This is a genomic window from Bacillus sp. DTU_2020_1000418_1_SI_GHA_SEK_038 (genome assembly GCF_032341175.1).
In the GTDB taxonomy this organism is placed as follows: Bacteria; Bacillota; Bacilli; order Bacillales; family Cytobacillaceae; genus Cytobacillus.
Map to the genome: position 1 here is coordinate 4,373,287 of NZ_CP135435.1, position 12,853 is coordinate 4,386,139.

Here is a 12,853-nt window from a genome sequence, read left to right on the forward strand (position 1 = left end):
CATGATACTTGATGCAGATATAAAAGCACAATTAGCCCAATATCTTCAAATGATGGAGGGCGATGTACTTCTCAAAGTAAGTGCGGGATCTGATGAAGTTTCTCGCGACATGCTGGCTTTAGTCGATGAATTAGCCACTATGTCACAAAATATAAAAGTTGAGAACACAGAATTACAAAGAACGCCGAGCTTTAGTGTGAATCGTATCGGCGAAGACACCGGAGTAACGTTTGCGGGTGTCCCTCTTGGCCATGAATTTACTTCATTAGTGTTAGCTCTGCTTCAAGTAAGTGGAAGAGCTCCGAAAGTTGATAAGAAAGTCATTGATCAAGTGAAAAGTATTAAGGGCGAATATCACTTTGAATCATACATCAGCTTAAGTTGTCACAACTGTCCTGATGTTGTACAAGCATTGAACGTGATGAGCGTTCTTAACCCTAATATTTCACATACGATGATCGATGGGGCTGCATATAAAGAAGAAGTAGAAAGCAAAGACATTCTGGCTGTACCAACCGTGTACCTGAATGGCGAAGAATTCGGCGGCGGCCGTATGTCACTAGAAGAAATCCTTGCCAAAATGGGAGGCGGTCCAGATGCGTCCGAGTTTGCTGATAAGGATCCATTCGATGTCCTTGTTGTAGGAGGCGGGCCTGCGGGTGCAAGTGCGGCCATCTATGCAGCACGTAAAGGCATTCGCACAGGTATTGTTGCTGAACGCTTTGGCGGTCAGATTATGGACACGCTTAGCATCGAAAACTTTATCAGTGTAAAGTCCACGGAAGGTCCTAAGCTCGCCGCAAGCCTTGAAGAGCATGTGAAAGAGTATGACATCGATGTGATGAACTTACAGCGTGCTAAGCGTTTAGAAAAGAAAGACCTCATTGAAGTTGAACTGGAAAATGGCGCTGTTCTAAAGAGCAAATCCGTTATCCTTTCAACAGGTGCTCGCTGGCGCAATATCGGTGTACCTGGTGAGGCTGAGTTTAAGAATAAGGGTGTGGCGTACTGCCCGCATTGTGATGGCCCATTATTTGCAGGGAAAAAAGTCGCGGTTATTGGCGGCGGTAACTCCGGCGTTGAAGCTGCCATTGACCTTGCAGGAATTGTCGAACATGTAACCGTTCTTGAATTTAATCCAGAACTTAAAGCAGATTCAGTACTCCAAGACCGTCTTAACAGCTTATCGAATGTCACAGTCCTGAAGAATGTTCAAACGAAAGAAATTACCGGCACTGATAAGGTAAACGGAATTACTTACGTTGAGCGTGACACTGAGGAAGAGAAGCATATCGAATTGGCGGGAGTATTTGTCCAAATCGGTCTTGTGCCAAATACAGACTGGTTAGGTGAAACCGTTGAACAGACTAGAATCGGTGAAATCGTTGTCGACAATCGTGGCGCAACGAACCTCCCTGGCGTGTTTGCTGCAGGAGACTGCACGAACAATCCATATAAGCAGATCATTATTTCTATGGGATCAGGTGCGAATGCGGCCTTAGGCGCATTCGATTATCTAATTCGAAATTAAATCTAAAATTTATGAAAGTCACTGCGCTATCCCAATGGTAGTACAGTGACTTTCTTTTTTATGTGCTAATACACCAATTATAAAATATATATAAGATACTAGACTTATTTCCTAATGGGTAAAAGGTTTAATAAACTTGAATATCGAGAGAACGACAGTCTATATACATCATAGGATCAAATACGGACATTTGGGGTGGTATTCTTCCGTGAGATGTCCGTCATTCAGGCGTTTATGGACATTTGAAGCGGAATTCTGCAGTGAAATGTCCGTCATTCTGGCTTTAACGGACATTTGAAGCGGAATTCTGCGGTGAAGTGTCCGTCATTCAGACGTTAACGGACATTTCGAGTGGGAATCTTCGCTTAAATGTCCATCACTGAAGTGAATACACTTTTTTGTGCCAATGTATGAAGTCGTATTGAAGCATACCCATTTTAAATGACTGGGGAGAGGATTTTGGCGAAAATAAAAGCTTGGGATGAAAAGCATTTGATATTAGCGTTATTATTTGCTGGATGGTCGCTTGGGAATTTAGATCGATTTGTGATGAACTATGCTGTTATTTCCATTACGAAAGATTTGCAGCTCAGTGCGACTTCAACAGGGTTTTTACTTAGCAGTTTTTTCGCGGGGTATGCTTTAATGCAAATTCCCGGGGGCTGGTTAGCAGACCGTTATGGCTCAAGGAAAGTTTTGATCACTGCCATCATCATGTGGTCCATCTTTACAGCCTTAACGGGGGCGGCTTGGTCATTAACTTCCATATTAATCATTCGCTTTTTATTTGGCATTGGCGAAGGAGGCTACATGCCAGCTGGATCAAAGCTGATTGCCCAAATTTTTCCGTCATCAGAAAGAGGAAGAGCCATGGCCATCGTTCTTTCATCAGGGGCATTTTTAGGAATTCTCACCCCTATATTTGCAACGACTATGATGGCGACCATTGGATGGCGAGCAATGTTTTGGATAATCGGTGGAATGGGAATTATTTTAGCATTGATTTTTTGGTTTTACATCAAAGATCCTAAATCGGCAGTATACGATGTCAAGGAAGAGTCACAAATTCAACAGCCAAAATCCTTACTTCAGCTATTAAAATATCCTTTTGTTTGGAGCTTGTTCATCGCTTCTTTTAGTGTAAATGCGATTAACTGGGGACTGTTATCATGGATGCCTACCTATCTGGTTAATGTTCGAGGGCTAGAATTGCTTGAATTAGGCTGGATTGCCGCCATTCCAGGATTGTCAGCCATTATTGGGACATTTGGAGCAGGTTATCTGTTAGATAAATTACCAAAGGGAAAAGAATATATTTACGGCATCATCAGTGCCGCTTGTGTTGGTATTTTACTCTATCTCATGTTTAATGCAAATAGTGTCACTGAGTTCATGGTTTATCAAACCATTATCATGATTTTTGGCGCATTTATCATTATTTTTCTCCCTACGAATGTACTAAAGACTGTGCCTACACAGATTGTCGGTTCCACAATGGGATTTGTTAGTTTTGGCGGACAGCTTGCAGGCTTTGTCACACCTATTGCCATTGGGTTTATCGTTGAAGGATCTAAAGGCTCATTTGATGCTGCGTTTTGGCTTCTCATTGGATTCGCCTTCATTTGTACACTTTCGTTTATTTCTTTAGTTGTAAAAAAATAATGGGATTATAGAGTGCCTAACCGATTGTGAGCGAAACTATTAATTGGTATAATTTAACTATTAATTTACTTTTTTAAGGAAAAACAATAGGAGAAAGTAGGGGGAAGATGTTAATTGGAATAATAGGATTGGCAGGTTTACTTTTACTTGGATTGGTATACGAACAAGTTTCACGGCGTAGAGATGGGAGAAGACCCCATACTGGTGAAATGATTGATGTTGGCGGCTACCGTCTCCATCTAACGGATACTGGAAAAGGTGAACCAACGGTCGTCCTTATTCATGGCGCGGGTGATTGCTCTTACTCATGGGTGCATATTCGCAAGGAATTATCTAAGTTTACTAGATTTATTACATATGGCCGTGCAGGGATGGGTTCAAGTGACCCCGGCCCCGAGCCAACTCCGGAACAAACGGTCAAAGACCTTAAAAATCTGCTGAATAAGACCGGAGCCCCTGGACCATATGTACTTGTCGGTCATTCATTAGGCGGACTAATTGTCCGACTCTATGCTTTAAAATATCCAAATCAGGTGGCTGGATTAGTGTTCTTAGATTCAACGCATGAATTTCTCAAGGATGATGCCAAGTTTAAGCAGGGCTTTACCTTCATTGGCTTTATGCTGAAGATACTAAGACTGGTGTCTCCATTTGGTATTCCACGATTCTTCGGCAACGTTCTTGGCGTGATTCCGATGTATGGGAGTGAACTTCCCTATTATAAACAGCAGCTTGATGCAGAAGAATACAAGCAATGGAAAGGGATCGTTTACAGTATTTTTGCAGGGAAAACAGCTGGAGCAGAATTTAAAGGGGCATGGGGACATCTGGAGGCAACTGCGAATTTATTAAATAATAGTATGAATAAACCTCAGTTTGGCGACCTTCCGATTGCTGTTGTAAACAACCCAGGATTTGGTGCCCATTGGACCGAAATGCAAAAGGAATTGGCCTCCCGGTCAACTAACTCTATCCATAAAATTAGTGATCGTAAGGGACACAGTCTACAAATGCCAAGACCCGAATATGTTATTGAAGCAATTCGTCACGTAGTTGAACAAGTACAGGAACGTAACGGTCGAACGCTTGCTGAATCGTATGAGGAACATAAACATGAATTGGGGTAACTTATGCCCTTTTTCATAGACCTAGCCCCCTTTTTGAGGGGTTGTTTTTTATTTTGCTCTATAACTGACTTGGAATATATCCGTTCTCACCTAACAGGAATGAAGTTCACATTCCCTTGTCCCATCTGCGGACAGTGGATCCCTTATTTACATAAAAATCGTATCTTTGTTGGATGAATAGGACAGAGAATCCGTAAATTAGGGAAAAACAAAAGAAAATGGCCTTCATTACATGCCATAGCGGAACCTAAGTCCTTTAACCCTTAGAAAAACCACCTTTTCAGCCAAATAACGGAATCAAAGTCCTCTCGTCTGAAAACCGCTTTTACTCCATCCACTCATCAAATTAATTGATAAAGATGGTTAACTATTATACATCCTATGATAGGGACAGCCAATTGTCTATTTATGCTATAATAGTATAGTTATATTTCTGCAGCAAGGAGGTCTCATAATGAAATTAAATAAAGGTATTTTATTTGTGTTAATAGGTGCTGCTTTTTTTGGGTTTACACCGGTATTTGCTAAATTGGGGTTTAGCTTCGGCTATACACTTGGCCAAATTAATATCGTTCAAATGTTGATTTCCTCTATTTTACTATGGTCTTTTACTCTAATAAAACGTGCTAGTTTTAAAGGTCTTAATAAAAAGAATATTCCTCAAATAATGATGACCGGTTGTTTTACCGGATTAACAAGTATTTTTTATTATGGGGCCATGCAATATTTGCCTGCCTCATTGGCCATCATTTTAATGTTTCAATTCGTTTGGATAGGAATCATGTTGGAATGGATTTTCAGCAAAATCAAACCTGCGCCTGTAACCATATTGTCTATCATTCTAATATTAGTAGGAGTCTTTTTTGCATCGAATGTATTAAATGGGGACATACAGGGTCTGCCTTTCAAAGGTATCCTATTTGGTATTCTATCCGCATGTACTTATGCAGGATTTATTTTTTTCAGTGGAAAGGTCGCTGTAAATGTGGATCCATGGACTCGAACCTCATTGATGGCAACAGGATCAACAATCTTGGTCCTTGTCATTTTCATGCGTGAGATTCCATCAGTACTGCCATTGGAGACAAACTTAATAACCAGTGCTGTTGGAGTTTCGTTATTTGGAGCTGTCCTCCCTCCACTTTTTTTCGCGATGGGCGCGCCTTTAATTTCTGGAGGCATCGCCAATATATTAACATCCATTGAATTACCGATCGCCATCCTATCAGCAAGCATCATTTTATCTGAAACAATAACACCGCTTCAGTGGGTAGGCACGGCTATTATCCTAGCTGCAATTGCTTTAAATGAACTTGGCACAAGCCTTTTTCGAATTAGGAAACGGATTGAGGGGTAGAGTGCTTGGATTGTTAATAATAATCTTGGCAAACCAGGAGAGGCAATCCTCTCCTGGTTTTTATTTATCCGAAGTTTGTTAAAAACCCCATCTAATATTAGGGATAAGGTTCAACTTAATGTTTTTGATTATAAATCATATTAAGCTGTCTAATAAGAATTGCCCAATAGGATTTAGATAAATGCATATTTTGAAACCTCCAAATTTTTAGTAGAGATTATACGGGACCTAGGATTACCGAACAAAGGTTATTCCGAACGTATGTCAACCTCTTCATTAAAAATGGGAGCATTACTATTCCGAATCAACTTTCCATTGTCGTAAAATCTGCCATATTTTTTTACTAATTCAAAGGCTTCGATACTTGTTGGGATTGAACCATTATTTTTATAGGATAAAAAGTAAGCATGGGCATTCCCGCCATAAAAAACCCAGCTGAAAAATCGCATAGCAAATTTATGTGCACCCTTATCTCTAAATTGTCTCATTGATTTAGGCTCCCATACTGTCATGGTCAGTCCGTAACCTTCTTTTATATGACCTTTCATTTCGGCATAAAGTAATTTGGGGGATTTCTTCATTTGCTTCATGACAAATTGACTGACAATCGCATTAACGATCGTTCTCCAAACAGAAAACTTTTCGCCTAAGGTGATAGAAATAAGTGCATCTTCAGGTAACATGATATCTCTTTGGCCATATGTAATAAATCCTTCGTATTTGCTATCTGGATTTTTATGTGTAACAAATACTTTTTTCCTTCATAAAACCTTCCTCCTCAATCAGATCATTTTGGTTATATATATGAATAGGAATTTTGGATTAACACTAAACAAAGTACCCTTTAGGAGATTATAACCAAAATAGGTTTAAAATTAAGATTAAAGTCATATTTAAATTTAAAGTATTTAAATATTCAATTAACTATATAAAATAAAAATCAGAGCCTCAGCCCTGATTCAATTTTTTCTATTAAATTTTTGTCAGCACAATGCCGGCTAGTGCGGAAATAACCCCGATTACCTGGTATATTTTAAGCCTTTCTTTATATAGCCAACAGCTGCTGAGAACGACAACTAAACAATTGCGCTGCGCTTAAAATAGGAATAATCGTATTTGTGCTAATAAGCGGCGATGTTAAACTAGCCGGTCCTTTTTCAAACGCCTTTGACATTTGAATATTCCCATTAGCATTCAATATGCCGATGAACGCCCCTAACACAATGGTCAATCCATTAAATGAGGCAAATCCTGCGAATGTTCCATAGCCAAACATGATTAAAAACGCAATCAGATAAAAGAAAAACTGCAAATGCACCTTTGATAGTCCTTTGCCTGACGTGACCTTAAAAATCATATTATTGATTCCAAAGCACAACATCGTCAGAACTGCTGCTACAATCCACATTAAAAATCCTTCTCTCTCTTTGATAGGATTATTTTAATATAGATTTCTGCCAGTTTAAATGGTTTTATAATGATTAATTCTTTTCCTGAAAAAGGAACTATCTTACATATTGTAGAAATTAATATCAGAAGTTCTGTATTTTATATATTATTTTCGTATTTAATTGGAGGTAATGATAAATGGCCTTAAATAAATCGAGTAAAGTTTCTACAATTGCAAGACTTCGGGATATTAGAATTCCAGAAGATTATGTACAAATTGCAAATCTCTTTAACATGATTGAACCAGGTTCTGCAACAGCTCAATCCATTGAAGAGGAAGATCAGCAAATGCCAATAACATCTAATCTGAAATTAAATGAACATGGCCTCTTGGTTGGTTTTGGAAGAACACGAGTCATAGCGGAGGACGAAAATGGCCAAATAATTGGTTATGGCGCTTCTTATCGTGCTCCTTGGGCCGATCCCGGTCAGTTGGGAAGTGTCTTCTGTGTTCACCCTGAATATCGTGGGCAAGGTGTAGGGGAAATGATCCTATCACATATTGAAAATTGGGCAAAAGAACAACAGGCATCTGTATTATCATCTATTGTAATGGATTGGATTGATGCTTCAATTCCTTTTGTTCAAAACCGTGGCTTTTCGTTGGATGCTCATGTATTTGATTTAGTACTAGATCTCAATCAATTTGACTCTACTAAGTACGTAGAACTAAGAGAACAATTAGCAAAATCAGGTATTCAATTTGTTACGTTAGCTGATCTGCCAGGAGAGGATTCAGAGCATAAATTATATGAATTATGTGTAGAGACATCAAGAGATAATCCAGGTCAATATGAAAGCCTTCCTCCTTTTGCAGAATGGCGAAAAGAGTTTCTACCAGAAGATTCTTCACGTAAGGATTGGGTTTTCATCGCCATAGATGGTAATCATTTCGTTGGAGTGACTCAATTATTCAGCACCGAGGATGCTGGAGTGGTGTATACGAACTATACAGGTGTTCAAAAAGAATACCGTGGCCGCGGGATTGCTAAGGCGTTAAAACGAATATCTATTGATGCAGCAAAAAATGCAGGGGCAAATACTATGACTACTGATTCAGAAGAAAGTAACGCCCCTATGCAATATATTAATAGAAGTATTGGCTATATTCCTGGAAAAGGCCACTACCGAATTCTCAAAAAATTAAATAGTAATTAAATTGTACTTTCCTATCTTAAAGAAATCAGAGATGAGCGTATCTACTATTGAGGCTCACACCTTAAAAAGCCTAGCAACTAATGTCGCTAGGCTTTTTCTACATTACACAAGCTTATGCTCTTGGATAAAGTCTTTTAAAATATCGCTTAGGTTCGGACTGCCGATTTCATCTAAATCGTAGTGTACACGTGTGCACGGTTTATTAATTGAAATGACACGTGATAAATCAATTGGTGTCCCAATAATCACTGCATCACAGTCAGAGTTATTAATCGTTTCTTCAAGATCCTTCAATTGCTGTTCACCGTATCCCATCGCTGGAAGCACGTTTTCAATATGTTGGTACTTGTTAAACGTATCAACTAATGTACCAACAGCGAATGGACGTGGGTCAATGATTTCCTTCACACCCAAACGTTCCGCTGCAACTGTACCTGCACCAAGCTTCATCTCTCCATGTGTTAACGTTGGACCATCTTCAACGACTAACACGCGTTTTCCAGCAATAGCCTCCGGTTGATCAACCGTAATCGTTGATTCAGCTTTTATAATCGTGCTATTTGGGCTAGCGAATTTGATATTATTTTCTACAATTTGAATGTTTTCCTCTGTTGCACTGTCTACTTTGTTTATAATGGCAACATCGGTTGTTCTTAAGCATACTTCGCCAGGATAGTATTTCAGCTCATGCCCAGGGCGATGTGGGTCTAAGACAGTAATGGCTAAATCAGGCTCGAAGAAAGAAAAATCATTATTTCCTCCGTCCCATAAAATAACGTCACAGCCATCTGGATCATTTTCAGCTGCCGCTAAAATATCAGCATAATCAACACCTGCATAGATAATATTTCCGCGTGCCACATGTGGCTCATATTCTTCCATTTCTTCAATCGTACAGTTATGTTTCTTTAAATCCTCCACTGTTGCAAAGCGCTGAACACGTTGTGCGTTTAAATCACCGTATGGCATTGGGTGTCTTACTGCAACAACCTTTAAATTTTGCTCGATAAGGGTTTCAATCACTTTTCGAGATGTTTGGCTTTTTCCAGTTCCTGTTCGCACAGCGCATACTGAAATAACTGGCTTATTACTTTTTAACATTGTGCCCTTTGGACCTAGTAATGTGAAGTTAGCACCCGCTGCATTCACAATCGCACCCACGCCCATCACATCTTCGTAACTAACATCACTATACGCAAAAACACATTCATCCACTTGCAATCCTTTAATCAACTCTGGTAATTGATCTTGTGAATAAATAGGAATTCCTTCTGGATATAGTTCACCCGCTAATTCACTTGGATATTTACGTCCATCAATATCAGGAATTTGTGCTGCTGTAAAAGCAACAACATTATATGTTTCGTTATTTCGGTAGTAAGTATTAAAATTATGAAAATCTCTTCCTGCTGCACCTATAATAATAATATTTTTTCTGTTCATAACACTCTCTCCTATTTACAGTCAACTATTATAATAATAACTTCGAATGTATATTAATACAATATAATTTTCAAAAATATCAAATATAAAATAATGGATGCCCATAAGTCCACTAATCGTTTGGACTTTAACTTTATTATTATCTACAATTACACAGTTTAGCAATTGAGGTTAGCCCAATGTAATAAAACAACGGAATGATGCTAAAAATAGCTTTAGCATATAAAATTTGGAGGAAGAAATGGATATAAAATTGCGTCTTAAAATTATGGTTTTTCTGCAATTTTTCATTTGGGGATCTTGGCTTGTTACACTTGGCTCCTATATGATCATGACTTTGCAATTTACTGGTGCACAAGTTGGAGTCGTTTATAGCTCACTTGGGCTTGCTTCACTCATTATGCCAAGTCTTGTAGGTATTATTGCGGATCGATGGATAAAAGCAAATAGATTGTATGGAATTTGCCATTTCCTTGGAGCAATTGCCTTATTTATAGCCGCGCAGACTTCAGACCCTAGCATCATGTTTTGGGTGATGTTTTTTAACTCAATGGTTTATATGCCAACGTTGGCTTTAACTAATACAATTTCTTTATTCAGCCTAGAAAAAGCAGGGCTCGATACAGTAAAAGATTTCCCGCCTATTCGTGTTTTTGGAACAATCGGTTTTATCCTTGCACTTTGGATCATCAGCTTCGCACAATTAGAATTAAGCAATATGCAGCTATTCATCGCTTCTGGTGTTTCTCTTTTACTTGCCCTGTATTCATTAACACTTCCTGACTGTCCGACATCAAATTCCCAAAAGGACAAGTCTTTGGTCAGTCTTTTGGGACTCGATGCTTTCGTACTATTTAAACAAAAGAAAATGGCGATTTTTTTCCTTTTCGCTATGTTATTGGGTGCTGCCCTTCAGATTACTAATACATTCGGCAATCCATTTTTACACGACTTTGCGCTGAACCCAAAATATACAGATAGCCTTGTTGTTAAATATCCAGCTATATTATCATCCGTTGCACAAATTTCAGAAGTCTTCTTTATTTTAGCCATCCCATTTTTCCTACAGAAGTATGGGATTAAGAAGGTCATGTTGATTAGTATGGCAGCATGGACATTACGTTTTGTTTTCTTCGCTTATGGGAACCCATCAAGCTTAGGGTTCGTCTTATTGCTATTATCAATGATTGTTTACGGCTGTGCATTTGACTTCTTTACTATTTCTGGGGCTATATTTGTAGAAAAAGAAGTAGATCATCGAATTCGGGCGAGTGCACAAGGCTTATTCATGACAATGGTTAACGGAATCGGTGCGTATGTAGGAGCTATTATTAGCGGAAGAATAGTAGATTATTTCACTGTAGACGGTGTCAAAGACTGGCAAACGATCTGGTTAATTTTTGGAGGATATACATTCGTTCTCGCCATTGTCTTTGCGGTAAGCTTTAAATATAAACATGACCGTGATGCAATGAAAACTGTAAAAGCAAGTCATTAATCGTTCTGTTACAAAAAGCGATACCTATATATATTTTTTAGGTATCGCTTTTTTATTGAACTTATTTACTTAGGTACGGTTCCTCTCACCTTTATACCTACTGTTTAGTGTACTTTCATCGTTTTTCTAAACGGGCATTTTCCAAAGCATTTAAATCAATTTTCTTCATCCTTAAGAGGGCCTCAAAAACTCTGCGGTTTTCGTCTTTTGTTCCTTTATACAAGACCTCATTCATATTGTCAGGAACGATCTGCCATGAAAGGCCGAATGGATCCTTTACCCATCCGCATTGTTCTGCCTCGGGTACGGCAGAGAGCTTATCCCAGAAGTAATCAATCTCCTTCTGATCTTTACAATTGATCATGAGTGAAAATGCTTCATTAAAACTGAAATCGCCGCCAGATCCATGATCCATCGCTGATAAATGATATCCGGATAAGGTGAAAGCAGCATAGTTCACCTTTGCCCTTGATGACATGGCTTCTCCTGCTTCATATTTACTGATTACTTCTATTTCTGAATCCTCAAATACGTCGGTGTAATACTTGGTTGCCTCACCTGCTTTCCCACATGAATCACTTGAGAAAAGCAAGTTTGGTGTAATCTTTTGAACAGCTTTACCATTGTCTTTAAGCATCAACTGCCATGACAAGCCAAAGCGATCCTGCACCCAGGCATACCGCTTACTGAAGGGATACTCACCTAATGGCATGAGTTCCGTACCATCTTCTACTAAAGCTTCCCATTTGGCATTAACCTCTTCTATCGATTCGCAAGCTACCATTAAGGAAACGGATGGATTAAATTTGAAGTAAGGTCCTGCACTGATGGCCATGAATTCTTGCCCAGCCAATTCAAAGCTGACCAATTCCGAATCTCCAGAAGGAGTGTTTTCAATTACTGTTTCATTTAATAGTTTAGAGTTCTCAAATAAACTAATATAAAACAAAGCGGCTTCTTTAGCTTCTTTGTCATACCATAAATGTGGAACGATTTTTTGCATAAGGACCTCCTTAATAAGACTTTATTTAGTGCCCTCTTTGCTGACTAAACTTTTCATTATGTATAACTTGTTATAGTTTTTCGGATTAAACTATTTTCCACAGGAACATCAAAACATGCCATTCTCGTTTGGAGAATTCTCTGGTATTGGTTGACCTACATCCCATAATTCAACAATTTGATCATCCTGAAACCGAAAGATATGGACCACAGCTCCTCCAAGATCCTCAGGATTCTGTCTCACATGAGAGTGAACCGTAACCATCTCTCCCTCTTCAATAGCATGTTTAACCTCAAGTGTCTTGTTAGGGTTCAAGGCAGCATTCTCTTTCATCGCGAGCATAAGGGACTTGGCATCGCCACGGAAATATGGATTATGGTGGCGAAAGCCTGGACCTATGTATTTCTGATATGCTTCGTCTACATTCCCAGAAGCTACAAGTTGCAGAAACGGAACTGCCTTGTCTTTATGGGAGAGGTTTGCTTTCATATTCATCACAAACATCCTTTCTTTAAGGAATTTAAAGTTCTATAATAATGTTATGTTGAACACAAATAATTGTCAATAATTGGGTTATAAACAAAAACACACTATGGGGCTTTCCCTTTTGTATATTCAGGGGGAT

11 protein-coding genes are annotated in these 12,853 nt (G+C 38.9%); 6 read left to right on the forward strand and 5 right to left on the reverse strand.

The genetic code is table 11. The features are described 5' to 3' along the window. The first annotated feature begins 1 nt into the window (after position 1). From ahpF to RRV45_RS21605, 4 genes are all read left to right on the forward strand, one after another. Positions 2 to 1,531 carry an alkyl hydroperoxide reductase subunit F gene (gene ahpF / locus RRV45_RS21590; protein ID WP_315666701.1) on the forward strand — a complete coding sequence of 510 codons (1,530 nt, stop codon included), beginning with the start codon at positions 2 to 4 and terminating at the stop codon, positions 1,529 to 1,531. 459 nt (positions 1,532 to 1,990) lie between these two features. Further along, a complete protein-coding gene (locus tag RRV45_RS21595) occupies positions 1,991 to 3,193 on the forward strand; it encodes an MFS transporter (RefSeq protein WP_315666702.1) in 1,203 nt (400 codons plus the stop codon). A 107-nt stretch (positions 3,194 to 3,300) separates the two neighbouring features. After that, entirely contained in the window at positions 3,301 to 4,320 is a 1,020-nt protein-coding gene (locus RRV45_RS21600) for an alpha/beta fold hydrolase (protein WP_315666703.1), read from the forward strand. Between the two features lie 454 nt (positions 4,321 to 4,774). Further along, positions 4,775 to 5,677, forward strand: coding sequence for an EamA family transporter (locus RRV45_RS21605; protein WP_315666704.1), 903 nt, complete (start codon positions 4,775 to 4,777; stop codon positions 5,675 to 5,677). 248 nt (positions 5,678 to 5,925) lie between these two features. On the opposite strand, the gene RRV45_RS21610 is transcribed toward RRV45_RS21605, so the two are convergent. Both RRV45_RS21610 and RRV45_RS21615 read right to left on the reverse strand, forming a co-directional pair. Beyond that, the gene (locus RRV45_RS21610; RefSeq protein WP_315666705.1) at positions 5,926 to 6,360 is read right to left on the reverse strand and encodes a hypothetical protein; all 435 of its coding nucleotides are present in this window, start codon (positions 6,358 to 6,360) and stop codon (positions 5,926 to 5,928) included. Positions 6,361 to 6,722: 362 nt separating this feature from the next. Next, complete coding sequence (locus RRV45_RS21615) at positions 6,723 to 7,085, reverse strand: hypothetical protein (RefSeq protein WP_315666706.1); 363 nt, start codon at positions 7,083 to 7,085, stop codon at positions 6,723 to 6,725. Positions 7,086 to 7,264: 179 nt separating this feature from the next. Here RRV45_RS21615 and RRV45_RS21620 point away from each other — a divergent pair, with 179 nt between their 5' ends. Continuing rightward, positions 7,265 to 8,284 carry a GNAT family N-acetyltransferase gene (locus tag RRV45_RS21620; RefSeq protein WP_315666707.1) on the forward strand — a complete coding sequence of 340 codons (1,020 nt, stop codon included), beginning with the start codon at positions 7,265 to 7,267 and terminating at the stop codon, positions 8,282 to 8,284. 102 nt (positions 8,285 to 8,386) lie between these two features. Here the strand turns inward: RRV45_RS21620 and RRV45_RS21625 are convergent, their stop codons facing one another. Then, complete coding sequence (locus RRV45_RS21625; RefSeq protein WP_315666708.1) at positions 8,387 to 9,727, reverse strand: cyclic 2,3-diphosphoglycerate synthase; 1,341 nt, start codon at positions 9,725 to 9,727, stop codon at positions 8,387 to 8,389. Between the two features lie 241 nt (positions 9,728 to 9,968). On the opposite strand from RRV45_RS21625, the gene RRV45_RS21630 reads away from it, so the two are divergent. Next, entirely contained in the window at positions 9,969 to 11,225 is a 1,257-nt protein-coding gene (locus RRV45_RS21630) for a nucleoside permease (protein WP_315666709.1), read from the forward strand. 115 nt (positions 11,226 to 11,340) lie between these two features. Here the strand turns inward: RRV45_RS21630 and RRV45_RS21635 are convergent, their stop codons facing one another. Further along, on the reverse strand, positions 11,341 to 12,228 hold the full coding sequence (locus tag RRV45_RS21635) for a VOC family protein (RefSeq protein WP_315666710.1): 888 nt from the start codon (positions 12,226 to 12,228) through the stop codon (positions 11,341 to 11,343). Between the two features lie 108 nt (positions 12,229 to 12,336). Beyond that, positions 12,337 to 12,723, reverse strand: a complete 387-nt coding sequence (locus RRV45_RS21640) for a nuclear transport factor 2 family protein (RefSeq protein WP_410489317.1) — start codon at positions 12,721 to 12,723, stop codon at positions 12,337 to 12,339. Positions 12,724 to 12,853 lie beyond the last annotated feature (130 nt).

What these genes read in the sequence shown, in the direction of transcription:
- ahpF (WP_315666701.1), top strand. Translation starts at nt 2, where the DNA reads ATGATACTTGATGCAGATATAAAAGCACAATTAGCCCAATATCTTCAA.
- RRV45_RS21600 (WP_315666703.1), top strand. Translation starts at nt 3,301, where the DNA reads ATGTTAATTGGAATAATAGGATTGGCAGGTTTACTTTTACTTGGATTG.
- RRV45_RS21605 (WP_315666704.1), top strand. Translation starts at nt 4,775, where the DNA reads ATGAAATTAAATAAAGGTATTTTATTTGTGTTAATAGGTGCTGCTTTT.
- RRV45_RS21610 (WP_315666705.1), bottom strand. Translation starts at nt 6,360, where the DNA reads ATGTTACCTGAAGATGCACTTATTTCTATCACCTTAGGCGAAAAGTTT.
- RRV45_RS21615 (WP_315666706.1), bottom strand. Translation starts at nt 7,085, where the DNA reads ATGTGGATTGTAGCAGCAGTTCTGACGATGTTGTGCTTTGGAATCAAT.
- RRV45_RS21620 (WP_315666707.1), top strand. Translation starts at nt 7,265, where the DNA reads ATGGCCTTAAATAAATCGAGTAAAGTTTCTACAATTGCAAGACTTCGG.
- RRV45_RS21625 (WP_315666708.1), bottom strand. Translation starts at nt 9,727, where the DNA reads ATGAACAGAAAAAATATTATTATTATAGGTGCAGCAGGAAGAGATTTT.
- RRV45_RS21630 (WP_315666709.1), top strand. Translation starts at nt 9,969, where the DNA reads ATGGATATAAAATTGCGTCTTAAAATTATGGTTTTTCTGCAATTTTTC.
- RRV45_RS21635 (WP_315666710.1), bottom strand. Translation starts at nt 12,228, where the DNA reads ATGCAAAAAATCGTTCCACATTTATGGTATGACAAAGAAGCTAAAGAA.
- RRV45_RS21640 (WP_410489317.1), bottom strand. Translation starts at nt 12,723, where the DNA reads ATGAATATGAAAGCAAACCTCTCCCATAAAGACAAGGCAGTTCCGTTT.